A 24523-nucleotide genomic window follows, 5' to 3' on the forward strand; every position below is an offset into this window, starting at 1 on the left:
TCCAAATAAGGCTCTTGATCGAGCCATAGACGCTCGCCACGTACATCGGCGATGCCATTCGTGCGCATGTCGGCGCGCTCGGCGTGATACGCAACGGGCATGATCGGCGCTGTGAGCGTCGAAAAACTCTCAGCCTCTGAGTTGGTCGCAAGCCATTGTCGGCACGCTGGTGTTTGTGCCAGGTGATCTGCTCAAGTGCGTGGTCTGCGCCACCGTCGTGCACACTGTGGCTCGCGGACTTCCCGACTGGCCATTCGGTGGCCGCACTGCACCATAAGCCCCCTGTGTCTGGCGTGCGATTGCTCCAGCATGTCCCTGCCAAGCTGTCAGGTATCGACACAGGTACCTGCATGTCGGACTATCGCGGGTTGCCAACGCCTGCTGAAATCGCGCATTCATTGCTGCAAGGGTGTTATCAGTGCCGAATCAGGATACTGCTCGAACCGTTCGCATGGAGAGTGTCACCTTGCGCCGTGGGAGCACTACAGTCTTCAGTGGTCTCAACCTCGAACTTGTTGAGTCCCGCATCGGACTCATTGGTGACAACGGCGCCGGCAAGAGCAGTTTGTTTCGCCTGCTTTGCGGATTGGACACGCCCAGCGCAGGACGCATTTCGGTGCATGGCAACGACGTGGGGCCGACTGACCTCTGCGAGAGACCGGTGGGCATGATGTTCCAAAGCCCGGACGAGCAGATCATCTTTCCCACGGTGGAAGAGGAGCTCGCTCTGGGCTTGGAAGTCAGTGGTGTGCCGCGTCGGCAAGCGCGTGAACAGGTGCGCGAATTCCTCCGCGACCGTGGTTTGGGTCATTGGGCTGAACGGGCCATCGCCTGTCTCAGCCAGGGGCAGCGCCAACTCGTTTGTTGGCTGGCCCTGACCATCGCTGCACCGGTCCTGCTGTTGCTGGATGAGCCCTTCGCCAGCCTGGACCTGCCTGGCCAGATTTTGCTGTCCCATGAAATTCAACAGGCCCCGCAACAGATCATTGTCTCCACGCATGTGCTGAATCACGTGCGCCACTTCGAACGTGTAGTCTGGCTTGCCGAGGGTCAGGTGCGTGGTGATGGACCTGGTCAAGAGGTCTGCGCCGCCTACGAGGTCGATATTGCGCGCCGAATGGATTCCCATCGCTTGCACCCTGGCTCAACGCTTGCACTGATTTGATTTCGCATGCAGAGCCTGTACCTCGAACAACGCACCTGGTTGCATGGCTGGGCTCCCGGCCTCAAGTTGTTGGGGCTGGCGGTGACCGGTTCCGTCCTCTTCCTGACCGAGGAGTTGCTGGTGCTAGCGCTTGCAGCAGGTGTCTCTACCGTGGTGTTTCTCTCGCTCGGGCGCCCCGCTCCGGGCGCACGCCGGTTAGTGCTGTCCGTGTTGATCGCTGCATCGTTGGTGGCAGGCTTCCACGCCTGCCTGGGTCAGGTCACGCTGGGGCTGGCCAGTGCCGCGCGCTTGCTGACCATGACCCTGCTGGGCGTGTCGCTTTCGATGAGCACACGCCATACCGAGACGCTGAGCGTGTTCGAACGGCTGCTGTCACCGCTGGGTTGCCTGGGTGTTCGCGTGGGCCGAATCAGCCTGCAGCTGGCGCTCATGATCCGGTTCACCGAACATTTCTTTATTCAGTGGAAACGACTGGACGATGCCCACAGGGTGCGTACCGGTCGTTCGGGCGGTTGGCGCCTGATTCCCCCTTTGTCCATTCTGATGCTGGTGGCAGCAAGACGGGTCGGCGATGCACTCCAGTTGCGAATGGGCAAGTAGAGATCGAGCAATGAACCTTGCCACGATTCAAGATTCTCCTTCCGAGTTAGTTCATTCGTCGCTGGCCCGCTGGGCCATCCAGCGAGCAGACAAGGCAGCAATCTTGGAGGGCCAGTCGACACTGAGTTTTGCCGAGCTGTACGCGAGGGTCCAGCAAGCTGCCTTGACGCTGGAACTCTCGCGGGCGCCAGCCACCGTGTTGATCGACGACGAGTTGCCGATTCAAAACAGGGTGATCGATTTTCTGGCCACGATCGCCAGTGGCCGGTGTGCGGCGGTCAGCGATCCAGACTGGACCCCTGCCACCCGTCGATCGGTGCTGGAACTGCTGGACTCCGCACCGGTTTCATGTGCACCGCCCGGACCCAACACGCCGTTCTATGTCGGCTTCACGTCCGGTAGCACGGGCCTTCCAAAGGGTTTCCGACGCCACCACAGGTCCTGGGTCGAAAGCTTCCGAATCTGCGCACAGACCTTCGGGCCTGATGCCTGCTCCCGTCTGATGGTGCCTGGGCGCCTCTCGCATTCGCTGTTTCTGTTTGGCATCCTCTTCGGACTCTGGAGCGGTGCGGGCGTGGTAGTGCAGGAGCGATTCTCTGCTGCCGAGCTGATCGACACTCTGGCCCAGGGCGCCACGCCCAGTTTGGTGGCAGTGCCCAGCCAGTTGCTGATGTTGCTGGAGTTGGCCGCCCGTCGCTATAAGGCACCCATGGAATGCGTGCGCCTGATCATGATCAGTGGAGCGCGCTGGACACGTGAACACACGCCCGCGGTGCAGGCGCTCTTTCCGCGCGCTCGCATCATCGAGTTCTACGGGGCCTCCGAAACCAGTTTCATTTCATGGATACCAGCCGATGCGGCCGTTCCCGCAAACGTGGTGGGGTATCCCTTTGCCAATGTGGACATCGACATCCGGGATCCCCAAGAGGCCGATGGTTCTGGACTGATTTACGTACGCAGTCCCATGTTGTTCATGGATTACATCGGGGGAAACCGGGATGCCACGGCCGCTCTGCGGACGGATGAGTGGATATCGGTGCGCGATGTCGGCCATTTCGACGCGCAAGGTCGTCTGCTACTGATGGGCCGTCAGAACCGCATGGTCGTGACCCAGGGCAAGAACCTGTTCCCAGAAGAGGTGGAAACCGTATTGGCGGCGTGCCCGTCGGTTGACACAGCGTCGGTTCATGGCCTACCGCATCCTGTCCGGGGCCAGCAGGTGGTGGCCATAGTTCGAACCCAAGCGGGTAGAGCGGTGGTCAAGAACGAACTGATGAACTGGTGCCGAGAACACCTTGAGGCGTACAAGGTGCCACGCCATGTCTATGTCTGCAACGAATGGCCATGGACCGCCAGTGGCAAGACCGATCACAACAAGCTGGCCCAAGTTCTTGAGCAGCACAGCGACGGATCCAGGGACAACGTTTCGCCATGTCTGCGTCGCCTGCACTGATCGCCGGATGGGCACGCAGCGCTGTGGTTCCCCGTGGAGGGGCCTTTGGTCAGCTCGAACCTCACGAGATCGGCGCGCCTGTGTTGCAGGCACTGCTGGCCCGCGCGGGCGTTGCACCCGGTGAGGTCGATGCCGTGGTGGTCGGCAATGCACTGGGTGCAGGCGGCAACCCTGCGCGCATGGTCGCACTGGCTGCAGGTCTTTCTGATCGCTGTGCGTGTTTCACGGTCGATACCCAGTGTTGCTCGGGTCTCGACGCCGTCACCATGGCGGTGGGTTTGCTTGGTTCGGGACAAGCTTCACTGGTGGTGGCCGGTGGGGTGGAGGCTTGGAGTCGATCGCCCATCCGGCAGCACCGGCCACGACATCCCGGTGAGCCAGCGGTCCCCTATGAGCGCCCTGCGTTTGCGCCAGACCCAGAGCGCGACCCAGATATGCTGGTCTCAGCGGCTCGTTACGCGTTGCAGGCTGGCTGGACTCGGCAGCAGCAAGACGCTTACACCTTGCGCAGCCACGCTCTGGCCAGTGTTCAAGGCACTACGTGGGCCGACGAGCTCGTGCCTGTGGCTAGCGTGACACACGATCTGGGTCCTCGCAAATTACTCGCTGAGCGCGTGGCGCGCATGCCCGCCGCCGTCAGAGCGAGGGATCTGGGCCGGGACTGGTCCGAGTTGCTGGGCCAGCAGCCGGACTGCCGCCTCAGCCCCTTGGGCATATCGGGCAAAGCCGATGGCGCAGCCTTCGTGCTGCTGGCCAATGAAATGGCCTGCAAGAGATGGAATCTTTCATCACGGGCCGTGTGGGTAGCCAGCGCATCCGTCGGCAATCCATCCGAAACCCCACTGCTGGCGGCCGAGGCCGCTGCACGTGCAGCGATGGATCGGGCCGGATTGCACAATGCCGATGGCCTCGCTGCTGTCGAACTGCACGATGCGTTCGCAGTGCAGGGGTTGAGCTTTGCTCAAGCGCTTTCCTTGCAACCACAGCGTCTGAATCGGAACGGGGGTGGATTGGCGCGTGGTCACCCCATCGGCGCCTCGGGAGCTGTGGCGCTTGTGAGGCTGCTGGCAGACTTGGCGCATGAAGGCGCGAGAGGTGACCAGGGCATGACGGCGGTGGCGGGAGCTGGTGGAATCGGTGCTGCCGCGATCGTGCGACGCGTCTGAAGGCTTCAGCCTATGGTGCGGAAATACTCGTCGAGACTGCACCTGGTGGTCTGGGTCTGATTGACCGGCGCTTCGAGATCAGCGTAGCCCATGGCCATCCCACAGACAATGTGGGTGCGCTCGTCCAGACCCAGATGGCGTCGGATGAGGCCTGGGAACGAAGCCATGGCACCGATGGCGCAAGTTGAAAGACCGTGTGACTGGGCTGCCAGCATCAAGCCGTAGATAGACATGCCCAAATCCATGTAACCGCCGCTACCGAAGTCGTTCTCGATGGTGATGATGAGCGCCACTGGTGCATCGAAAAAGCGGAAGTTGCGTTCGAACTGTCCGTTGCGACCCGCGCGGTCTTCGCGTGGGATCACCAATGCCGAGTACAACGCTTGAGCAGCCGCCACCTGGCGGCGCCTCAAGGTTTTGGGCATGGGATTGGGAAAGTAGCCGTAGTCTTCTACTTCTTGCCTTCCTTGTTGCCAACTCTGGACCAATTCGTCGCACAGGTGCTGCCTGACCGTTCCCTGTATGGCAATGAATCTGCCTGGCTGCAGGTTGGCTCCACTCGGTGCAAGACGGGCCGTTTCGAGTATGCCTCGCAAGAGGGAGGGTGGAACCGGCGAAGGACGATAGGCCCGCACCGAACGGCGAGACCGCACCATGGCTGCGTGGGCATATTGAGCAGTCAAAGACAGCAAACATGGTATGAGGTTCGCTTCAGACGTCAAGACCGAGCAACCGGACAGCGTTGCCTTTCAGAATGCCTGGCATCACCTCGGGCTTGAAGCCTGCAACTTCGAAATCCTTCATCCAGCGCTCGGGCGTGATCAGCGGGTAGTCGCTGCCAAACAAAATGCGGTCTTTCAGCAGCGTGTTGGCGTACTGCACCAACTGCTTGGGAAAGTATTTCGGGCTCCAGCCGGAGAGGTCGATCCACACATTGGGCTTGTGCGTGGCGACCGACAGCGCCTCGTCCTGCCAGGGAAAGCTGGGGTGCGCCATGACGATCTGCATGTCGGGGAAGTCGATCGCCACGTAGTCCAGGTGCATGGGGTTGCTGTACTCCAGCCGCAAGCCGCCGCCGCAGCGCATGCCCGAGCCGATGCCGCTGTGGCCGGTGTGAAAGATGGCCGGCAGTTTGTGCGCGTTGATCACCTCGTAGATGGGCCAGGCCATCTTGTCGTAGGGGTGGTAGCCCTGCACCGTGGGGTGGAATTTGAAGCCCTTGATGTCTTCCTCCTGGATCAGGCGTTCGGCTTCGCGCGCACCCATCTTGCCCTTGTGCGGGTCGATGCTCGCGAAGGCAATCATCATGTCGCTGTTTTCGCGCGCGGCCTGCGCGATCTCCTCGTTCGGAATGCGGCGTCGGCCGAGTTGCGACTCGCTGTCGACCGTGAACATCACCAGGCCGATCTTCTTCTCACGGTAGTAGGTGACAGTCTCGGCTATCGTGGGACGGCGGCTGCTGCCGAAGAACTTGTCGGCGGCCCGGTCGTACTCCTCGCCGTAGTTGTCGAAGGGGTTGCGACAACTCACTTCGGCGTGGGTGTGGATGTCGATCGCGATGAGGTTCTTGTAGTCCATGTTGTTTGCTGCTTGAGTGGGATAGAAGTCGGTGTACGGCAAAGCAGTCTGCCTCCACCCCGTACCTTCACGCTGGGGGTCAACTGTCGGTTTTGGTGTAGATCAACACCTGCTCGACGATGGCGTCCGCGAACTGCGCGTCGTTGATGTGGCAGTTGAACTCGCGAGCTACCACCGTCTTCGGCAAGGCCTCCCTCAAGGCATCCAGGAACACCGGGCACATGGCCGGATCGTGCAGGTGGCCTTCCGGGCTGTCGTGGTGAGAGAAGCCGGTGAGCGGCACGAAGAACGACACGGGGCCCTTGGCGTCGGCGATCAGGCCGCCCATGTGGCTGGCCAGCGCCTTGAGCTCGCTCGGCTCGGTGCGCACCGCCGTCAGGGCGTGGTTGTGCATGTGGTAGCGGTGGTTGGGGAACATGGTCTTGGCCATGTCGATCGGGCCGGCCACCATGAAGTCGGCATTGCCCGGCGCAAAGATCACCGGCACGCCCTTGGCCAGGGCCGACTTGGCGCGGTCCGGGCCGGCGCTGCACAGGCCGTTGTTGAGAAAGTCGTTGATCTCCACCAGCGAGGTGTCGACCACCGCTACCACGTCGCGTTCACTCACGATCTGGTCCATCGCCATGCCGCCGGTGCCCAGGGTGTGGAACACCATCACTTCAAAGCCCTTGGCTTCGAGCTGTTTGCGCACGTTGACGGTGCAGGCGTCGATGGTGCTGAGCGTCGTCATCGCCACCAGCGGCTTGGGTTCGACGCGTGTGGGCGAGTAGTTCTTGGCCATGGCGGCGGTGGCCAGCGCGGCATTGCGGAACACGTCACGGGTGATGCTGTTCAGGCCGGCGATGTCGCACACCGGGTTGAACATGTTGATGTCCTTGGCGCCGATGAAGGGCTTGGTGAAGCCCGAGGCCATGGTGGACACCATCACCTTGGGCAGGCCGTAGGGAAACATGCCCATGACGACGGTGCCCAGGGCCGTGCCCATCGAGCCTCCCACGCCGATGATGCCGCTCAGGCCGTGCTTGGCGTGGTACTCCAGCGCGCACTTGACCGAGCCTTCGATCATGACCCCTTGGCATTTGCCTTCGTGCTTCAGGTCGCGCACCTCTTCCAGGGTCTTGCCGGCCGCCGCCGCAATCGACTCAGGCGGGATCTCGACTGTTGAATCGGTGGACCTGCGGATGCTGGCGTCGAGGTGGACCACGTCCACGCCCTGCGACTCCAGCACCTCGCGAATGAATTTCGCTTCCACTGCCTTGGTGTCCAGCGTGATGATCATCAGGACTTTGGGTTTGTTGCTCATGCTTGTCTCCTTGGGTTGCTACACGGTAGGTATGCGGTTGCCGTCGAATTGCAGCTTTCCGCGGGGGGTTAAAAAACGATCGGTTGTGACATCGGGTCAGCTGGTTTGCGGAGCATTCAGCTCATTTTTCAGCTGTTCTGCCAGTCGCTGAAAAAAGGAAATACTCTTCGGGTTGGCCATCGCATCAGGACTGGCCACTTTCTCGGGCTCTGCCCCGAGCAACAGCTTGCGCACCGGCACCTCCATCTTCTTGCCGGTGAGCGTGCGCGGGATTTCGTCAACCTGGTAGATCTCGTTGGGCACATGCCTGGCAGACGCCTTGGTCTTGATCTGTTGAACGATCCGGGCTTTCAAGGCGTCGTTCAGCACCTGGTCTGGCTCCAGCACCACGAACAGTGGCATGAACGAGGGTCGGCCGAGGTATTCAAGATCAATCACAAGGCTGTCGCGGATCTCTGGCAGCTCTTCCACCACCCGGTAGATTTCGGCTGTGCCCATGCGGATGCCGTAGCGGTTGATGGTCGAATCCGAGCGGCCGTAAATCACCGAGGTGCCGCGCTCGGTGAAGCGGATCCAGTCGCCGTGGCGCCAGAGGCCGGGGTACATCTCGAAGTAGCTCTCCAGGTAGCGCCGGTGCTCCGGATCGCCCCAGAAGAAGATCGGCATCGAGGGCATGGGCTTGGTGATCACCAGTTCGCCCACCTCGTCAATCACGGATTCGCCTTTATCGTTGAACGCATAGGCCGCCACGCCCAGCTCGCGGCACTGGATCTCACCCGCCGTCACGGGCAGGATCGGCGCGCAGGCCACGAAGCCGGAGGCGATGTCGGTACCGCCGCTGATCGAGGCAAGCCACAGGTCGGGCTTTACCGCGTCGTAGACCCAGTGGTAGGCGTCGACGGGCAGCGGTGACCCCGTGGCGTTGATCGCGCGCAGGCTCTGGAGCGGCGCAATGTCGCGCGGCCGTAGCCCGTCTTTCTTGCAGTTGATGAGGTAGGCCGCGCCACAACCGAACAGGGTCACTTTCTGTTCGTCGATGAAGCGCCACAGCGCTGCCGCATCGGGCCAGGCCGGGTTGCCGTCGTAGAGCACGATGCTCGCGCCGGTCAACAAAGCACCGAGCTGCAGGTTCCAGACGATCCAGCCGGTGCCGCCCAGGAACAGCAGCCGGTCGGCGGGCCGCAGATCGTGCTGCAGCGCCATGGTCTTCAGGTGCGTCAGCACGATGCCGCCCTGGCTGTGCACGATGGCCTTCGGCAATCCGGTGGTGCCCGACGAGTAGACGATCCACAGCGGATGTGAGAACGGCAGGCGCTCAAAGCGCAACTCGGCGTCAGCAGCTATGGCCTCAGACCATTCTTTTCGGTCGCGCCACGCCGGCGGTTTGTGGGACGCGGCGCGACAGATCGGCCCTGCGACGTGGATCACATGCCGAACGGTCGGCAAGGCTCCCAGCAACTCATCGACCAGCTCGCGACGATCGTGCGTCTTGCCGTTGTAGCTGTAGCTGTCCACGGCCAGCAACACCTTGGGTTCGATCTGGCGGAAGCGGTCGAGCACCACGGTGGCACCCATGTCGGGCGAACAGCTGGACCAGATCGCGCCCAGGCTGGCGCAGGCCAAGAAGGCCACCACCGTCTCGGGCCGGTTGGGCATGTAAGACGCCACGCGGTCACCAGGACCCACGCCCAAGGCGCGAAGGTAGGCCGCCATGGCGCCGGTATCGCGCTGGAGGTCGGACCAGGAGACCTCGTAGGTGCCGGTGTCTTCGCTGCGCGCGATGATCGCTGGGCGTTCATCGGTGGCGCGTCGAAACACATGCTCAGCGTAGTTCAACTGGGCATTCGGGAACCACTGCGCGCCGGGCATGTCCTGTGTGCCCAGCACGGGCTCGCAGTCCCCATCGGCTTGCACGTCGAAGTAGTCCCAGATCGACTGCCAGAAAGCCTCCAGCTCATCCACGGACCACTGCCACAGGGCGCCGTAGGTGTTGAAGCTCAGCCCCCTGTCGGTGGCCAGCCAGCGCATGTAGGCTGTGAGCCGGGTAGGCTCAATCTGATCCGATTGGGGCGTCCACAGCACCTCGACGGGCGCCACTAATGCATTCGAGGTGGTCATTTCAACAACTCCAGCAAGCGGTCGACGCCGCTGATTGAGAGGTGGGCGCGGCTGGCTGGCGCCAGACGTTCGAAGTCCTCGGCGCTGTTCAAGCCCGTGTGCACGCCAATCGACATCGCGCCGCCCCGGTGGGCCATCGCGTTTTCCAGGCTGATGTCGTCACCGACGATCGCCATCTGGGCCGGCCTCACACCGCCCAAGCGGCCACTGGCGCAAGTCAGTGCCTGCGGTGATGGCTTGCCGACGACCACTGCCTTCTTGCCCGTGACACTGGTCACCGCCGCCGCAAGCGCACCCGAGATGCCCAGCGTGCGGCCTTCCCGGCTGGCCACGACGGCGGCTTTGGAGACGGTGTAAAACGCCGCGCCGGCCCACACGGCCTTGCAAGCGGCGTCCAGGTCGCCCAGACCAAATTCAGGATGCCAGCCGATCAGCACTGCTTCGGCATCGTCTGCTCGCTCAGGCGAGCGCACGACATCAAAGCCGGCATCGGCTAGCGGCTTCCAGACGCCTTCGCCGCCGAGTACCAGCAACCTTTTGTAGCCACGGCGTTGAAACAGGTCGACTGCCACGCTGACGGGTGTCAGTGTGTGCCGCTCGTCGAGCTCGATGCCGATGGCCGTCAGGGCCTCCGACAACTTCTGTGGCGTCTTGGTGCTGCCGTTGGTGAACCCGACATAGGGGATGCGCCGTTGGCGCAACAAGGCCAGCAACTCGCAGGCTCCCGGCAACGGTTGGTAGCCACTCAGCAGCTTGTCGGCGAGCGCCAGGGTGCCGTCGATGTCGAACACAAAGCCACGCACATTGGCCAGGCGCGCTTCTGCGTAGGCCGGCCCAGGCGTGTGTGCCAATGTCTGAATCATGGTGTTGCTCCTTGGGTTGCGGTGGTGGGGTTGGCCCGCAGGTCCAGCAGGAAGCCGTCCCGTTCAATCCGCGCATGAGTGACATCGGGCCGGCGCGCCAACTCACCCACCAGCCGCTCCACCGGGCTGGCCACGGCGCTGTAGTGCTGGCGGCAGGGACCTGCAGCCACCATCGCGTCCACCTGCTCGGCGGGCATGGTGGCGCGCAAGATGAACTCTTCGTCCGACAGGCGCGAATCGAACTTGCGGCGCAACTCCGCCAGTTCTGGCATGGCGGCCTGCGTGGCCAGGTCGCGCGCCCGGGGAAGCTGCTCGATCCGGTCGCGAACGTTGGCGTCCATCGGTGCGGGTGGCGTGCCGAAGCGGCCGATCACGTAGCGAATGACCTCATCGGGCACGTTGGCGTAGCGCGTTGGAGCCAACACGTTCATCACCGCCATGGTGCCGACCACCTGCGAAAACGGCGTCACCATGATCGGGTAGCCCAGTTCGCGGCGAACGCGGGCGACCTCCTCGAACACCTCCGGTAGGCGGTGTTCCTGGCGCATTTCGCGCAGCTGGCGCCGCATGGTGCCGATCATGCCGCCCGGCAACTGGTGCTGGAAGTAGCGCATGTCGTACTCCTGCGGTACGCCTGTGGCGAGGCCTTCGGCGGCGGCGAGCTGGGTGAAGAAGCTGCTGACGCGGGCTGCGGCTTCCATGTCCAGATTGACCGAGACGCCTTGGCTTTGCAGGTTGGCCACCACGTTTTCGATGGCCGGCTGGCTGCTGCCGTTGCCCAGGGGCCGCGTGGCGGTGTGAAGAGTCTGCACACCCAGCTCGGGGGCTTCGGCGTAGGTGAATGGGGCCAGACCAATGGTGCAATGCGAATGCAGCTCCAGCGGCTTGCCGCCCAGCGCGGCGCGCAGCGCGGGCAGCAGCGTGCGGGCACGCTCGGGTGTGAGCAGGCCACCCGGGTCTTTCAGGTAGACACGGGTGATGGCGGGAACCAGCGCGAGCTTGCGTGCCGCGTCGGCAAAGTGCGCGTCGTCGTGAATGGGGCTGACCGTGTAGACGATGGCACCGACGATCTCGCGTGCGCCCGCCGCCGCGATGGCCGTGGCGCTGTCGGTCACGGCCTGCATGTTGTTCATGGGGTCCATCACCATGAAACGTTCAATGCCATTGCGAACCAGCAACTGGTAAGACAGCGCCATCAGTTCGGGGTGCGCCGTCTCCCACGAAATGAAACGCATGCCGGTCGACAGAAAACTGAGGGGCGTTTTCGGCATGCGCGCCTTCATCAGGCGGATTCGCTCCCAGGGGTTTTCCTTGTGGAAACGCACTGTCACTGCCATGTGCGTGCTGGTGGAGAAGTCGAGCGCGCGGTAGCCGACGCGGTCGAGATCGGGAGCAACCTCCAGCATCATGCCGGTGCGCAGGCCGGTGGCACCCCACAGGCTCTGGTTGCCGTCGCGCAGCGTGGTGTCGATGAAGTCGAGGCTGTTGGCGCTCATGGGCGTGGTCCTTCAGAAGCGGTGGGGGCACTGGCCTGTGCGGCGGGCGGCGTGACAGGCTGGCCAAAGATGGCCGCGCCCGAGCCCGCCAGGAAGCGACCGAGAAAGCCGGTATCGAACCCGCCTTCGATGAACTCGGGCGTGGCCAGAACGGCGCGGTGCAGTGCGATGTTGGTGAGCACGCCGTCGATGCGCACATCCGCCAGCGCAGATTCCAGCAGACGCCGGGCGTGCTCGCGGTCGCTGCCTGTGGCGATGACCTTGGCGATCATCGAGTCGTAGTACGGCGGGATCATGGCGCCGGCCTCCATGTGGGTGTCCACGCGCAGGTCCGTCCAGGCCGGGAAGTGGGCCGTGGCGAGCCTGCCGGGTGCTGGGCGGAAGTCTTGCGTCGGGTCCTCGGCGTTGATGCGGCACTCGATCGCGTGGCCCGTCAGCCGAACGTCGGCCTGCTTCATGCGCAAGGCGTGCCCCTGCGCCACGATGATCTGTTCGGCCACCAGATCGAGCCCGGTGATCTGCTCAGTCACGGGGTGCTCGACCTGGATGCGCGCGTTCATCTCCAGAAAGTAGAACTGTTGGCGCGCCACATCGACCAAGAACTCGATGGTGCCCAGGCTGCGGTAGTTGATGTGTTTGGAAAAGCGCACTGCCGCAGCGTGCAGATCGCGGCGCATCCCATCGCTGAGGTGCGGCGCAGGCGCTTCCTCCACCAGCTTCTGGTAGCGGCGCTGCACCGAGCAATCACGGTCACCCAGGTGGATCACGCTCTGGCCGTCGCCCAAAATCTGCACCTCCACATGGCGGCCCTGGGTGACGAAACATTCCACGTACACCCTACCGTCACCAAAGGCAGCCAGGGCTTCGGAACTGGCGAGGTCGAACAGCGCGCTCAGCTCAGCCGGTGTGTTAGCGCGCTTCAAGCCGCGCCCACCGCCACCGCCCACGGCCTTGATCAGCACCGGATAGCCGATCTGTTCGGCCACTTCCAGCGCTGCAGGCAGGTTGTCCACCTGGCCACCAGGCGCAATCGGCACCTCGGCCTGCTCGGCACAGCGCCGGGCTTCGAGCTTGTTGCCCACACGTTCTATCTGCTCGGCCGTCGGGCCGATGAAGATCAGGCCGTTCTCTTCACAGGCCGCCGCGAACTCCGCGCGTTCCGACAAAAAGCCGTAACCCGGGTGGATAGCCTGGGCGCCGACACCCCGCGCTGCCTCGATCAGCGTGCCGATGCGCAGGTAGCTGTCGGTGGCGCGTGCCGGGCCGATACACACCGTGCGGTCTGCCAGGCGGGCGCCCATGCTGTTGCGGTCGGCCGCCGAGACGGCCAGCACTGATTCGATGCCCAGGCGCTTGAGCGTGTGGATGATGCGCACGGCGATCTCGCCGCGGTTGGCCACCAGCACCCGCCGGATCGGGCCGTCAACGGCCAGTTGGTCTGCGGTCTTCATGGCCGTGCTCACACCGGACGAACACGCATTAGAACCTGATCGAACTCGACCAGGTCGCCGTCGCGGACCAGCACCTCGACCACCACACCTTCGACACCCGCAGAGATCGAATTCATCAGCTTCATGACCTCGATGATCCCCACAGCCGTGTTCGCATCGACGCGACCTCCGACGGCAACAAAAGGTTCAGCGCCCGGCTTGGGTGCGCCAAAAAACGTACCTAGCATGGGTGCCCGGACGTCCAGCAAGGACGCGTCGCCGCTGGTCTGGGGCGCAGCTGCGATGGAGGCTGTCGAAGGCGTTGCCAGGGTGGATGGTGGCAGAGGCGCCGAGGCAGCGGTGACCGGCGTCGCCACGGGTGCTTTGGGAGCTAGGCCCGCCATCGCACCACCCCTGCGCAGGGACAACTTGATGCCATCGGCTTCAAGGTGCAGCTCATCGAAATGCGAACTGTCCAGCAGTTGGAGCAGGCGCTGTACGTCTTCGTGGGAAAAACTCATAAACATATCTCCTTGTATGCAACTGCGACCGTGCAGCAGATGAGGAGACATGGCGTACCGAGCTGAATGGCTGTGCCCGGCAATGTCTTGTCTCCTGTCGTTTTTCTTGCGTCCCGTTATCTGATATCCAGGAATGGCGAGAGTATTTGCGGCTAGCCAAGACAGCAGGTAGGATCGCGCATCAAGTTTTCTCCTGGTGAAAATCAACGGAATCTACAAACCATGCGTGATTACAAGGTCAAGACGATCCGCGCCCTGGATAGGGGCCTTGAGGTGCTGCAGTACTTGCACCAGGCACGGGCGGCTAGCTTGCACGACCTGTATCTGGCGACCGGCCTTCCGAAGGCAACCTTGACCCGTTTGATCGTCACGCTCGAAAAGCGAGGAATGGTCTGGCAGCGCTTGGTTGATGGCGCCTACATGGCTAGCCACACTGTGCAGCCACGCGCACCGCAGTTGAATGACGAGAACTACTTGGTGGAGGTGGCAGCTCCCGTGATGGAGCGCCTGTGCCGTAAAGTCAACTGGCCATCCGTATTGGCCGTTCCGCGCCTGGATTGCATGGAGGTGGTCGAGACCAATCGACCGAAATCCTACTTCTCGCACGTGCCAGTAGGTCCGATAGGCTTTCGGGTCAATATGCTGCGGTCAGCATCGGGTCGCGCTTACATCGCATTTTGCAGCGACAGTGAGCGTCAGGCGATGCTGCAGCGCTTGGTGGCGAGCAGCGAACCTGGCAACTTCATGGCGCGTCAGCCGGCGATGGTAGAGCGCCTGCTTGATGAAACCAGGCGATTGGGATACGGGCACCGAACTCCTGATTTTGGTGGACATTTTGATATGACCCGCAGAGAGTGGAATGACGACAGGGACTCGATTGCGGTACCTATCTGGGCGGGTGACGAGGTGATCGCAGCGCTCAATTTGACGTGGATGCACAAGGTGGCGACCGTTCCGCAGGTCGTGAAGGCGCACCTACCGGTTCTCACTGCCGCATCTAGAGAGATTTCGATGCGACTCGTCGGAACCTAGTGTCCTGAGTTAGAAATTCGCAAAAAAAAATCTCTCGATGCTCGCGAGGATGTCATCTGCGGACTTGACCCACGTGAATGGCTTGGGGTCGGCGTTGTTGATTTGCAGGTACTGCTTGATCGCCTGCTCGAGTTGTCGAGTCGAGCGATGTGTGCCGCGACGGATGTACTTTTCGGTGAGGGTGGCGAACCAGCGCTCGACCTGGTTCAGCCACGATGCAGAGGTCGGTGTGAAGCTTTACGTATTGGCTTCGAGATAAGCGCCGAACAGAAAGACGACCAAGTCAGCGACCGTGGCGAGATCGCCGGTGCCGGGTAGTGGCTCCCACGGGCCGGCAGGTCGCGGCAATTTAGCGCGGTTGCTGTTGTAGTCCTTGGGTTAGTTGTTGCCACTACGGTAGGTCTTCGCAAGTTTTTGACACTTTTTATTTTTCAAAGGTGAAGCCACTCTGCTGTTTTCGCCCGTTTTGACACTTTTTCAAAACTTACGTCACAGAGGGAGACTTTTGACACTTTTTATTTTTACGGTCACTCTCAGTAGTCCTTTTTTATAAAGAAAAGCCCCGGGCGGTCACGGGGTCAGAAATTGTGTTTCGAAGATGCCTGCCGGAACGGGTCGGCTGAACAGATAGCCCTGCATGTCGTCGCAGTTCAACAACCGGAGGAGCCGCGCCTGCTCTTGCGTTTCAACGCCTTCGGCCACAACCTTGAGCTTGAGCGCATGCGCCAGATGGATGATGGTGGACACCAGGGCCAGGCCTTCCGGGGCTGCGGTCATGTCAACCACAAATGAGCGGTCAATTTTCAGCGTGTCCACTGGCAATTTCGACAAGTAGCTCAGCGAGGAGAATCCTGTTCCGAAGTCGTCAATCGCGATGGTCAGGCCCAGGGTGCGGATGGCGTGCAGGCTGCTGATGCTGTGTTTGACATCTTCCATGATCAGGCTTTCGGTGATTTCAAGCTCCAGCCCCGCAGCCGTGCGGGCATCACTTTCGACGAGGTGGCGAACTTCGTCAAAAAAAGTGCGGTTGCGCAGTTGCAGCGCAGACACATTGACCGCGATACGCACCGGGGCCAGGCCCGCCGTGTGCCAGCGCAAGTAATCTGCATTGGCCTGGTGCAGTGCCCAGCGCCCCACCTCATTGATCAACCCGATTTCTTCCAGAATCGGAATGAACTGGCTCGGCGGCACCAGTCCTGTGCCGGGTTTGTTCCACCGGATCAAGGCCTCGGCGCTGGTCACCTTGCCACTCACCAGATTCACTTTGGGCTGGTAATGGAGCGCAAACTCGCCCATCAGCAAGGCCTGGCGAAGCTGGTTTTCCATCGTCAACTTGCCTGCCACCATCTCATTCATGCTTTGCGTATAGAACAAATGGCGCTCGCCGCTTGACTTGGCCTTTTTGAGCGCAGCCTCGGCATTGCGGAACAGGATGTCGGTGTCAGTACCGTCATCGGGAAAGAGCGCCACGCCCGCTTTGGCTGCGATGCGGAAGATGGCTTCATTCAACCGGAAGGGGTGCGCCAGAAAGGCCTGCATCATTTTGGCGAGAAGATGCTCCACATCGTTCTCGGGCTTGACCACAGGCATGAGCACCGCAAAACGATCGGCCCCCAAACGGGCCAACCGATTGGCATCGCCAACGTAGCGCGAGAGCCATTGAGCCACCTTCCTCAGAAGCTCATCGCCGGCGGTGCGACCCAGGCTGTCGTTGATGTTTTTAAAGCGATCCAAGTCGATCAGCACGATGGCCAGCTTGTGCCCGGCGCTGAGCGCACTGCGTGAGGATTGGGCAACCCGCTCCAAAAACAAACTTTGATTGGCCAGGCCGGTGAGGCCATCGTAGTAGGCGAGGTAGGTGAGCCGTTCCTGTTTTTCAAGGTGATCAATGGCAAACGCGATGTCACCGGCCAGCTCGGTGAGCAGCTTCAACTCTTCGCCGTGAAAGAAATCAACTTCGCTGGCATACAGCGCAAACACGCCCACCGCCGCATCTGAAACCATGAGCGGAAAAACGGCCATGGAGTGGATGCCGGATTCGGTGTACTTTGTGCGGAATACGACCTGCGGGTCCAGTTGTGAATGGTTGGAAACCACGACTTGCTTCTCCCTGATCGCACGCGCGCCCATGGTTTTTGAGGCGGCTTCATCCGATGACAAGATGCCGTGGATGGCGCTCATCAGCGCCTCGTCCTTGCCTTGCGAAGCCATCGGCACCAGTCTCAAGGTCTTGGGGTCCACCATGGCGATCATGGCCATGCTGAACCCGCCGTCCACCGCGATGCGGCAGGCTTGTCTGAACAGATCTTCGCGGCTGTCCGTTCGCACAATCAGCGTGTTGATGCCACTGAGCATGGCGTACACACGGTTGAGGTAGGTGATGCGCTCCTGCGCTTTTCGGTTTTCGGTCACATCGCGGATGGCCGCAATGACCAGCGTGCCTTCATCGGTCTCCATGGGGCTCAAGCTGACCTCTACGGGGAATTCGCTGCCATCCTTGCGCAGGCCAAACAGGTCAAGACCCGCCCCCATGTTTCGCGCACGCGGTTGCTCGAAAAATCCGTTGAGGTGATCAGAATGCTGGCCGCGAAGACCCGTGGGCACCAGGCTGTGAATTTTCTTGCTCAGAAGCTCATCTCGGCCCCAGCCAAACAGATGCACCGCTTGGGCGTTGACCAGCACCATGTCGGCATTGCTGTTGACGATCACCATCGCATCGGGCGCGGATTCGAGCAGGTCTTTGAATTTTTGTGCGGCTTTTTTGCGTTCGGTAATGTCGCGGAAATACCAGACACGTCCGTAGTGCGTCAGATCAGGGCCGGTGACTGGCGCAGAGTAGCGGTCGATGATTCTGCCGTCTCTGAGCAACACGTCCTCGCGGCTCTTGTCCTCGCGATGCTCATTCAAATACTGGATACGGGCCACAAAGGCTGGAGGATCGCCGGTTTGCGCAGCCACCGCCTGGAGAACCGGCGCATCCGCCCTGGCGCTCACCAGTTGTGGATCCAGTTGCCAGAGGTCAATGAACTGCTGGTTGTAGGAGATGATTATTCCGTGCTCGCTCACCACCAGAATGCCGTCCAGCGATGTTTCCTGCTGGGTCTTGAGAATGGTGTTCTTGAGTTGAACGTCGGCCTCGATCTGGCGACGCAGGGACTCGCTGGCGAACTGGTTCAACGCGAAGCCGATGTCGTCAGCCATCTCCATCAAAAGGTCACGCGTGGATTCACCGAAGGCATGGTTTTCACCGGCATACAAGGTGAAAGCGCCAACTGCCGTGCCGTTTTTGAACAGTGGCAATGAGGCAGAAGCTGCCAGTCCGGCCAGCCTGGCACGTTCGTGCCAGGGCGCGGTGATGGGATCCATCAGGAAGTTCTGGCACCAGACGGGTTGTTTTTCACGGATAGCCGACCCTGTCGGGCCCCACCCGAGTGGGATGCTGGCATCGACAGAGATGGTCAGGTTGTTCAGGTATGCGGTGTCATCCCCAAAACTGGCGACCGGTTGCACCAGCAGGGTCTCGGCGTTGACCAGGCCGACCCAAGCCATCTTCATGCCGCCGAATTCCACCGCAACTGTGCATATCCGCTGGAACAACTCGGCCTCGGTCTTGCAATGCACGATGGCCTTGTTGCACTGGCTCAAGGTGGCGTAGAGCTGGGTGAAGCGCAGAATTTTGGCCCGGTCTGCATGGCGTTCGCTGATGTTGCGGATGTTGCATTGAATGACCTTGATGCCTTCGCAGTCGTAGGCATTGCTGACGAACTCAACCTGAACGGTGGCCCCGGTTTTGGTCCTGAGCGGCAGGTCGTCGTAGCGGACGTAGCCCTTTTCTTGCAGCACCACGAACATCTCTTTGCTCTGGGCCTTGTCGGCGAAGGGCCCAACTTCCCACAGCTTCTTCCCCAGGAATTCACCATGCGAGTAGCCCAGCATGTGGATCAGGTAGGGGTTGACATCTTCAATCTGCGCGGTGTCCGCATTCAAAAGCAAGATGCCGTCTTGTGCTGCTTCAAACAAACGGCGGTAGCGGCTTTCGGAAATGCGCAGGGCTTTTTGCGTGGCATCAGTCTGTGGCCCGGATCCGCCATCCATGACCACCTGACTTGATGCAGGAATTTCCATTGCGTCCATTGCGAATAAGCCCTGTGTGGCAAGTACCGCTGGTCACTCATGCCTCCACTGTCGGGAACGGTGTGCCCTGTGCTTGTTCAGTTGTGGTTGAAACCGAAGCTTAGTCTCGATCAATCCACGCTTCTGTGCGATTCAGCACACAGTGGGACGGACACAGGCATCCCTTGCACCCCAAGGCTGTGCCTGCCAATCACAAGCTACAAGCTGAACGGCCACCCAGTACAACATCCTGCAAACAGCTTTACGTATTGGCTTCGAGATAAGCGCCGAGCAGAGAGACGACCCAGTCGGCGACCGTGGCGAGATTGCCGGTGGGGGGTAGTGGCTCCCACGGGCCGGCAGGTAGCGGCAATTCAGCGCGGTTGCCGTTGTAGTCCTTGGGTTGGTTGTTGCCACTACGGTAGGTCTTCGCAAGTTTTTGACACGTTTTATTTTTACGGTCAGTCCCAGTTCTCATGCCGCACAGGCAACTCGTTGAGTCGCTTTCGCAGGTGCTGCCAGTGGGGCAGGTACATATCCATCAGTGCCACGAATCGCTTGTTGTGCGTCGGCTCCAACAGGTGGACCAGCTCGTGCACCAGGATGTACTCCAGGCACTCGGGCGGCTTCTTGGCCAGATCGGTGTTGAGCCGGATGTAGCCTGACTCGGGCGTGCAGCTAACCCACTTGGTCTTCATCCGCTGCACGAACAAGCGGTTCACTTTCACACGCAACAGAGGTTCCCACTTGGCCAGCAGCGAGTAGATCGAATCGCGGACCTGCTGCCGGTACCAGGCATCCAGCACCTCTTCGCAGCGCACCTGATCAGCACCTGGGCGCACCTGCAGGTAGAGCTTGCGCGGGCTCAGGTTCACTGCGTGCGCCGCATCGACGTGATGGATATCCAGCAGGTACCGTTTGCCCCAAAGGTAGCCATTGCCTTGATCGGCGGCCATCGCCAGGGTTTGCTGTTTCATCTTCACCTTCCTGTCTCGGGTGCTCAGAGACATGCAAACCCCGCGCCAGCGCGGGACTTGTTCAGCGTAGCCCTATTTCGCGCTCGCTTCTAGGGTTTACCCGTTCAAATGGAATTTTGGTTGTTCCTATAATTGGTTCAACCAATAGATATTCCATACAACGCGGCGCGTCTATGGTGAGCCGCCGTAGTCGTCCTTGGTAGGAAGGACTCCGGCTCATTGCTTGCATGAATTTTCTTAACAGGAGACTTATTCGATGATTCAAAGACGGACCTTTTTGCAGTCAGGCGTGGCAACTGCGTTGGGCGCGCCTGCGCTGACTGGCTATGCTCAGCAGCAGGTAAAGCTTCGATTCCACACCTTCATGCCCCAGCAATCCAACGGCTGGCAAAACATCGTTTTGCCATGGATGAACGCAGTGGAGAAGGACTCTGCAGGCGCCATCAAATTTGAAGCCTATCCGGCCATGCAGATGGGCGGTACGCCAGCCCAGTTGTATGACCAGGCTCGAGATGGGGTGGTCGATGTGGTTTGGACCTTGCCCGGCAATACGCCAGGTCGCTTTCCCCGTATCGAAGTCTTCGAGCTTCCGTTCATGATGAACAATGCGGAATCCACCTCACGAGCATGCTGGGACTACGTGCAAGCCGTTGCAAAAGACGAATTCAGGGACGTACACGCTTTGGCCTTCCACGTTCACAGCCCGGGCGTGATCCACATGAAGGACAAGCTGGTGAAGCGTCCAGAGGACTTTGCGGGCGCAAAGATTCGAGGGGCGACACGTCAGGTCTCCAAACTGCTCAGCAACCTGGGGGCGGCACCAGTGGGCATGCCCTTGCCTGCTATACCGGACGCACTGAGCAAGGGGGTGATCAATGGGGCTGTGATTCCATGGGATGCCGCCTATCCCGTGAAGGCACATGAACTGGCCCACTTTCACTCCGAATTCGATCCAAGCGTGAACGCCCTCTACACCGCTGGATTTGTTCTAGCCATGAACAAAAACAAGTACAACAACCTGTCACCCGAACTGAAGAAAATCATCGACAAGAACTCAGGTATCGAGCTGTCAGGTCGCATGGGGGCAGGCACCCTGCTGGGGGACCCGGTCGGCAGGAAAGCCGCGCAGGAGCGCGGCAACACCATCCACATCATCAAGGGGGCAGATGCTCAGGAGTTCAGGCGGAAGTCAGCCGCTGTGGAGGTGGAGTGGATGCAGGAAATGAACAAGCGGGGAATCGACGGAAAGGCGTTGGTGTCTACCGCGCGTCAGCTCATCGACAAGCACGCAAAGAAGGCGTGACAAAGGGACTGAGGCGGTTGGGCCGAAAGCCCGAATCCGCCCATGCAAAAAGCCCAGGGACCGGTCCCCTGGGCTTTTTGTTTTGGTGGTCCCATGAACACAAGCATGTTCCCGCAGACGGCGGCCGGCGCTCGGCGGTGCGGTCGTGTCACATTGCTCAGGATTCAAGGATGAGGCTTGCAGCCCGCTCGCCGATCATCATCGAGGGCGCGGCGGTGTTGCCACCTACGATGTTCGGCATGATGGACGCATCTGCAATGCGCAGTCCCTCGACGCCATGCACTCTGAGGTGGTTGTCGACCACTGCCAGGGCATCTGAGGCAGGCGCCATCTTGCAGGTTCCCACTGGGTGGTAGACGGTAGCGGTGTGCGCGCGGATGTACTTCTCGAGTTGGCCATCTTCCTGCACGCTCGAGCCTGGGGCCAGCTCTTCACCGATGAAGCGAGCCATGTCGGGCATCGATAGGATGCGCCTGGCTTCACGCACGCCACGGATCAAGGTCTCTACGTCAGCGGGATGCTCGAGGAAATGGCCGTGTAGCCTGGGCTTGACGAGAGGGTCCGCCGATTGCAACTCGATAGACCCACGGGTCGAAGGACGCAGGAGGCTGACATGGCACATGAACCCGTGGCGCCGCGGCAGTGTCCTGGCGTTTTCCTTCAGACCTACCATGAACGTGTACTGCACGTCCGGATGTTCCAGTTCCGGCAAGGTGCGAATGAAGCCGCCGGCTTCAGCCGCGTTGGACGCGAGCATGCCCCTACCTGCGAACAGATATCGCAGCGGTGACATGATGGCGCGCGGCGCGGTTCGCCAACTCAGTGCGTAGGACTCTGCGCCGGGGTTGGATGCCGCGATCGAAACAGTGGGATGGTCCTGCAGGTTCTGTCCAACGCCAGGCAGGTGGTGGGTGACAGCAATGCCGTGTTGTTGCAACATGGTGGCATTGCCGATGCCTGAGAGCATCAGAAGGTGAGGCGAGTTGATAGCTCCGCCAGAGAGGATGACTTCGCGGGTGGCCTTGAGGCTCAGGTGAGCGTTCTTTTGGCGCAAGCTCACTCCAACAGCGCGTTGGCCCTCGATCAGAATGCGCTCCACGGTCGACTCGTCATACACAGTAAGGTTGGGCCGATTCAGCACGGGGTGCAGGAAGGCACGTGAACTGCTAAGGCGAACCGAGTTCCTTTGGTTCAAATCAAAGAGGCCGAAGCCATCCTGCTCGGCGCCATTGAAGTCGTCGTTGCGGGCGTGACCAGCCTGCTGAGCCGCGCGAATGAATGCGGTTGACAGCACGTGAGGTTCCTTCAGCGGCTGGACATCGAGTTCACCGCCTGTTCCATGCCATTGGGACGCGCCAGCGGCGTGGTTTTCATGGCGCTTGAAGTGGGGAAGCACATCGTCATATCGCCAACCCTCGGCCCCCTCGGCGTGCCACCGGTCGTAGTCGCTGCGGTGTCCTCGGATGTAGACGGTGCCATTGACAGAGGTGCATCCCCCCATGACCTTGCCGCGCGGACAAGGCACCTCTCGTCCGTTGATGCCGGCCCCACCCTGAAAGACGTATTGCCAGTTGTAGCGCTCATGGGGCAGCAGGAACACGTTTCCGATCGGGACCGAGGTTTTCCAGTTGACGGGGAAACGCCGATCGGACGGACCAGACTCGATGAGGGCCACGCGGACTTTGGGATCTTCTGAAAGGCGGTTGGCTACGACGCAACCGGCCGCACCCCCTCCCACCACGATGAAATCAAAGGATGTCGAAACTCTGGACATGATTGCAGCCATCAGATCTGGTGGGCGTTGCCCTTGAGCCATACCGACTTGGTTTGCAGGAACTCGTCCATGTGCTCTGTGCCGGACTCACGTCCGTAACCGCTCATCTTGTAGCCGCCGAAGGGAACAGCAGGATCCATTGGCCCATAACAGTTGACCCACACCGTTCCGGTGCGCAGCCCCCGGGTAATCTGTTGCACCTTGTCAGTATCACGGGTCCAGATGCCAGCACCGAGACCGAACGGCGTGTCGTTGCCACGTTGGATGGTCTCGCCAATTGTGTCGAATGGAAGCGCAGATATGACAGGTCCGAAGATCTCCTCGCGTGCGATGGACATGTTGTCGCTGACTTGCGAGAAGACCGTTGGTGCAACGAAGTATCCATTCTCGAGTCCCGTCTCCGTGAGCCGGGTCCCGCCGGCCGCGGTGCGAGCGCCTTCGGCCTGGGCCGCGTTCAGGTAGCCCATCACCCGTGTCAATTGAGATTCGCTTACCAGGGGGCCAAGTTGGGTGGTCGGGTCCAGGGGATCGCCGACCTTCAGGGAACGAGCAAACTGCGCCACACGTTCCACGAACTCTTCATAAATCTTGCGCTCCACGAACAGCCGCGTGCCCGCGCTACAGATCTGTCCAGAGTTCAGGAACACGGCCATGGCAGCACCGGGCACGGCGGCATCGAGGTCCGCATCAGCGAAGACGATGTTCGGCGACTTGCCGCCGAGCTCCACCGACACCCGCTTGAGGTTGCCAGCAGAGGCACGCACGATGTGCTGCCCGACCTCGGTCGAACCCGTGAAGGCGATCTTGTCGACGCCCGGGTGGGCGGCCAGAGCCGCACCGGCCTCGCCAAACCCGGTGACCACGTTGACCACGCCGGAAGGGATGCCCGCTTCCAGGCACAGTTCACCCAGCCGCAGAGGCGAAAGCGGTGCCTGTTCGGCTGGCTTGAGCACCACCGTACATCCGGCGGCGAGCGCAGGGGCGATCTTCCAGATGGCCATGCCCAGAGGGCCGTTCCAAGGATTGATGGCCGCCACCACTCCGACGGGCTCCTTCAGCGTATAGGTGAAGATGCCGCCCGGTTGCGAGTTCCCGATGGTGTGACCCTGGATCGAGGTGGCCAATCCCGCGTAGTAGCGCAACAGGGCAATACCGCGTCGACGCCGCGAGGTTGTCGCGGTGATCGGAGCACCCATGTCCAAGGTGTCCAGCATGGCAAGTTCGTCGAAATTCTCGTCCAGCAGGTCCGCCAGCCTTAGGAGTACGGCTTGACGATCGAATGGCGTGAACTTGCTCCAAGGGCCTTCGAAAGCGCGCCTCGCAGCAGCTACAGCCTTGTCGATGTCGACCGCTTCGGCCAGCGCGACTTCTGCGAGGACCTGGCCTGTCGCAGGGTTGATGGTATGAAACGTTCGGCCCGATTCGGCCAGTACCTGTTGGCCGTCGATCAGCAATCGTTTGACTGATCCGTTCAGGAATGCAGGTCGCGTGGGCTTGGCGGGTGTGTCCGTCATGAAAGAAAGTCCTATGGAGAAAAGGTGGGGGTGCGAGGCTAGACAGTGGGCGGCCTGAACCTGCCAGATAAATACATCCCACAGATCAATGGTTCTACCATTATGCTGGAGTACTGA

The 24523-nt window shown here is 61.0% G+C and carries 18 protein-coding genes and 1 pseudogene; 6 read left to right on the plus strand and 13 right to left on the minus strand.

Annotation, left to right across the window (positions count from 1 at the left end):
* Window positions 1-451 precede the first annotated feature (451 nt).
* Genes Q7J58_RS14610 through Q7J58_RS14625 form a run of 4 tightly spaced genes read left to right on the plus strand, consistent with a single transcriptional unit; the run spans window position 452 to window position 4384 of the window.
* Window positions 452-1165 (plus strand): ABC transporter ATP-binding protein, encoded by a 714-nt coding sequence (locus Q7J58_RS14610; protein ID WP_304829475.1) that lies wholly within the window; start codon window positions 452-454, stop codon window positions 1163-1165.
* A 6-nt stretch (window positions 1166-1171) separates the two neighbouring features.
* Complete coding sequence (locus Q7J58_RS14615) at window positions 1172-1765, plus strand: CbiQ family ECF transporter T component (RefSeq protein WP_304829478.1); 594 nt, start codon at window positions 1172-1174, stop codon at window positions 1763-1765.
* Between the two features lie 10 nt (window positions 1766-1775).
* The gene (locus tag Q7J58_RS14620; RefSeq protein ID WP_304829480.1) at window positions 1776-3218 is read left to right on the plus strand and encodes an AMP-binding protein; all 1443 of its coding nucleotides are present in this window, start codon (window positions 1776-1778) and stop codon (window positions 3216-3218) included.
* Window positions 3197-4384, plus strand: a complete 1188-nt coding sequence (locus Q7J58_RS14625) for a thiolase family protein (protein ID WP_304829483.1) — start codon at window positions 3197-3199, stop codon at window positions 4382-4384. The genes Q7J58_RS14620 and Q7J58_RS14625 overlap by 22 nt, the downstream gene beginning before the upstream one ends.
* A gap of 5 nt (window positions 4385-4389) precedes the next feature.
* Here the strand turns inward: Q7J58_RS14625 and Q7J58_RS14630 are convergent, their stop codons facing one another.
* The 8 genes from Q7J58_RS14630 to accB form a co-directional block, all read right to left on the minus strand.
* Complete coding sequence (locus Q7J58_RS14630) at window positions 4390-5040, minus strand: nitroreductase (RefSeq protein WP_304829678.1); 651 nt, start codon at window positions 5038-5040, stop codon at window positions 4390-4392.
* A gap of 55 nt (window positions 5041-5095) precedes the next feature.
* Complete coding sequence (locus Q7J58_RS14635; protein WP_304829486.1) at window positions 5096-5962, minus strand: amidohydrolase family protein; 867 nt, start codon at window positions 5960-5962, stop codon at window positions 5096-5098.
* A gap of 79 nt (window positions 5963-6041) precedes the next feature.
* Entirely contained in the window at window positions 6042-7265 is a 1224-nt protein-coding gene (locus Q7J58_RS14640; RefSeq protein WP_304829489.1) for a Tm-1-like ATP-binding domain-containing protein, read from the minus strand.
* Window positions 7266-7361: 96 nt separating this feature from the next.
* Window positions 7362-9383, minus strand: coding sequence for an acetoacetate--CoA ligase (locus Q7J58_RS14645; protein WP_304829492.1), 2022 nt, complete (start codon window positions 9381-9383; stop codon window positions 7362-7364).
* Window positions 9380-10246: an HAD hydrolase-like protein gene (locus tag Q7J58_RS14650; protein WP_304829495.1), complete on the minus strand. Its 867-nt coding sequence runs from the start codon at window positions 10244-10246 to the stop codon at window positions 9380-9382. The genes Q7J58_RS14645 and Q7J58_RS14650 overlap by 4 nt, the downstream gene beginning before the upstream one ends.
* Window positions 10243-11742: a hypothetical protein gene (locus Q7J58_RS14655; RefSeq protein WP_304829498.1), complete on the minus strand. Its 1500-nt coding sequence runs from the start codon at window positions 11740-11742 to the stop codon at window positions 10243-10245. The genes Q7J58_RS14650 and Q7J58_RS14655 overlap by 4 nt, the downstream gene beginning before the upstream one ends.
* Entirely contained in the window at window positions 11739-13193 is a 1455-nt protein-coding gene (locus Q7J58_RS14660; protein WP_304829500.1) for a biotin carboxylase N-terminal domain-containing protein, read from the minus strand. The genes Q7J58_RS14655 and Q7J58_RS14660 overlap by 4 nt, the downstream gene beginning before the upstream one ends.
* An 8-nt stretch (window positions 13194-13201) precedes the next feature.
* Window positions 13202-13693, minus strand: coding sequence for an acetyl-CoA carboxylase biotin carboxyl carrier protein (gene accB, locus Q7J58_RS14665; protein WP_304829503.1), 492 nt, complete (start codon window positions 13691-13693; stop codon window positions 13202-13204).
* A 222-nt stretch (window positions 13694-13915) separates the two neighbouring features.
* Between accB and Q7J58_RS14670 the strand changes: the two genes are divergently transcribed.
* Window positions 13916-14725, plus strand: a complete 810-nt coding sequence (locus Q7J58_RS14670) for a helix-turn-helix domain-containing protein (protein WP_304829504.1) — start codon at window positions 13916-13918, stop codon at window positions 14723-14725.
* Window positions 14726-14734: 9 nt separating this feature from the next.
* Here Q7J58_RS14670 and Q7J58_RS14675 read toward each other — a convergent pair.
* From Q7J58_RS14675 to Q7J58_RS14685, 3 genes and pseudogenes are all read right to left on the minus strand, one after another.
* Window positions 14735-14959 (minus strand): annotated as a pseudogene (locus Q7J58_RS14675) (IS630 family transposase); the annotation flags it as partial.
* 336 nt (window positions 14960-15295) lie between these two features.
* The gene (locus Q7J58_RS14680) at window positions 15296-18850 is read right to left on the minus strand and encodes an EAL domain-containing protein (protein WP_304829507.1); all 3555 of its coding nucleotides are present in this window, start codon (window positions 18848-18850) and stop codon (window positions 15296-15298) included.
* A gap of 449 nt (window positions 18851-19299) precedes the next feature.
* Window positions 19300-19815: a SprT family zinc-dependent metalloprotease gene (locus Q7J58_RS14685; protein ID WP_304829508.1), complete on the minus strand. Its 516-nt coding sequence runs from the start codon at window positions 19813-19815 to the stop codon at window positions 19300-19302.
* Window positions 19816-20071: 256 nt separating this feature from the next.
* On the opposite strand from Q7J58_RS14685, the gene Q7J58_RS14690 reads away from it, so the two are divergent.
* The gene (locus Q7J58_RS14690; RefSeq protein WP_304829511.1) at window positions 20072-21118 is read left to right on the plus strand and encodes a TRAP transporter substrate-binding protein; all 1047 of its coding nucleotides are present in this window, start codon (window positions 20072-20074) and stop codon (window positions 21116-21118) included.
* A 157-nt stretch (window positions 21119-21275) separates the two neighbouring features.
* On the opposite strand, the gene Q7J58_RS14695 is transcribed toward Q7J58_RS14690, so the two are convergent.
* A complete protein-coding gene (locus tag Q7J58_RS14695) occupies window positions 21276-22904 on the minus strand; it encodes a GMC family oxidoreductase N-terminal domain-containing protein (protein ID WP_304829514.1) in 1629 nt (542 codons plus the stop codon).
* Window positions 22904-24406, minus strand: a complete 1503-nt coding sequence (locus Q7J58_RS14700) for an aldehyde dehydrogenase family protein (protein ID WP_304829517.1) — start codon at window positions 24404-24406, stop codon at window positions 22904-22906. Before Q7J58_RS14700 ends, Q7J58_RS14695 begins: the two co-directional genes overlap by 1 nt.
* Window positions 24407-24523 lie beyond the last annotated feature (117 nt).

This window comes from Hydrogenophaga sp., from assembly GCF_030656115.1.
In the GTDB taxonomy this organism is placed as follows: domain Bacteria; phylum Pseudomonadota; class Gammaproteobacteria; order Burkholderiales; family Burkholderiaceae_C; genus Hydrogenophaga.

Bases quoted from the DNA above. Each gene is read 5' to 3' on its own strand.
- Q7J58_RS14610 (WP_304829475.1), top strand. From the start codon at position 452: ATGGAGAGTGTCACCTTGCGCCGTGGGAGCACTACAGTCTTCAGTGGT.
- Q7J58_RS14615 (WP_304829478.1), top strand. From the start codon at position 1,172: ATGCAGAGCCTGTACCTCGAACAACGCACCTGGTTGCATGGCTGGGCT.
- Q7J58_RS14620 (WP_304829480.1), top strand. From the start codon at position 1,776: ATGAACCTTGCCACGATTCAAGATTCTCCTTCCGAGTTAGTTCATTCG.
- Q7J58_RS14625 (WP_304829483.1), top strand. From the start codon at position 3,197: ATGTCTGCGTCGCCTGCACTGATCGCCGGATGGGCACGCAGCGCTGTG.
- Q7J58_RS14630 (WP_304829678.1), bottom strand. From the start codon at position 5,040: ATGGTGCGGTCTCGCCGTTCGGTGCGGGCCTATCGTCCTTCGCCGGTT.
- Q7J58_RS14635 (WP_304829486.1), bottom strand. From the start codon at position 5,962: ATGGACTACAAGAACCTCATCGCGATCGACATCCACACCCACGCCGAA.
- Q7J58_RS14640 (WP_304829489.1), bottom strand. From the start codon at position 7,265: ATGAGCAACAAACCCAAAGTCCTGATGATCATCACGCTGGACACCAAG.
- Q7J58_RS14645 (WP_304829492.1), bottom strand. From the start codon at position 9,383: ATGACCACCTCGAATGCATTAGTGGCGCCCGTCGAGGTGCTGTGGACG.
- Q7J58_RS14650 (WP_304829495.1), bottom strand. From the start codon at position 10,246: ATGATTCAGACATTGGCACACACGCCTGGGCCGGCCTACGCAGAAGCG.
- Q7J58_RS14655 (WP_304829498.1), bottom strand. From the start codon at position 11,742: ATGAGCGCCAACAGCCTCGACTTCATCGACACCACGCTGCGCGACGGC.
- Q7J58_RS14660 (WP_304829500.1), bottom strand. From the start codon at position 13,193: ATGAAGACCGCAGACCAACTGGCCGTTGACGGCCCGATCCGGCGGGTG.
- accB (WP_304829503.1), bottom strand. From the start codon at position 13,693: ATGAGTTTTTCCCACGAAGACGTACAGCGCCTGCTCCAACTGCTGGAC.
- Q7J58_RS14670 (WP_304829504.1), top strand. From the start codon at position 13,916: ATGCGTGATTACAAGGTCAAGACGATCCGCGCCCTGGATAGGGGCCTT.
- Q7J58_RS14680 (WP_304829507.1), bottom strand. From the start codon at position 18,850: ATGGAAATTCCTGCATCAAGTCAGGTGGTCATGGATGGCGGATCCGGG.
- Q7J58_RS14685 (WP_304829508.1), bottom strand. From the start codon at position 19,815: ATGAAACAGCAAACCCTGGCGATGGCCGCCGATCAAGGCAATGGCTAC.
- Q7J58_RS14690 (WP_304829511.1), top strand. From the start codon at position 20,072: ATGATTCAAAGACGGACCTTTTTGCAGTCAGGCGTGGCAACTGCGTTG.
- Q7J58_RS14695 (WP_304829514.1), bottom strand. From the start codon at position 22,904: ATGGCTGCAATCATGTCCAGAGTTTCGACATCCTTTGATTTCATCGTG.
- Q7J58_RS14700 (WP_304829517.1), bottom strand. From the start codon at position 24,406: ATGACGGACACACCCGCCAAGCCCACGCGACCTGCATTCCTGAACGGA.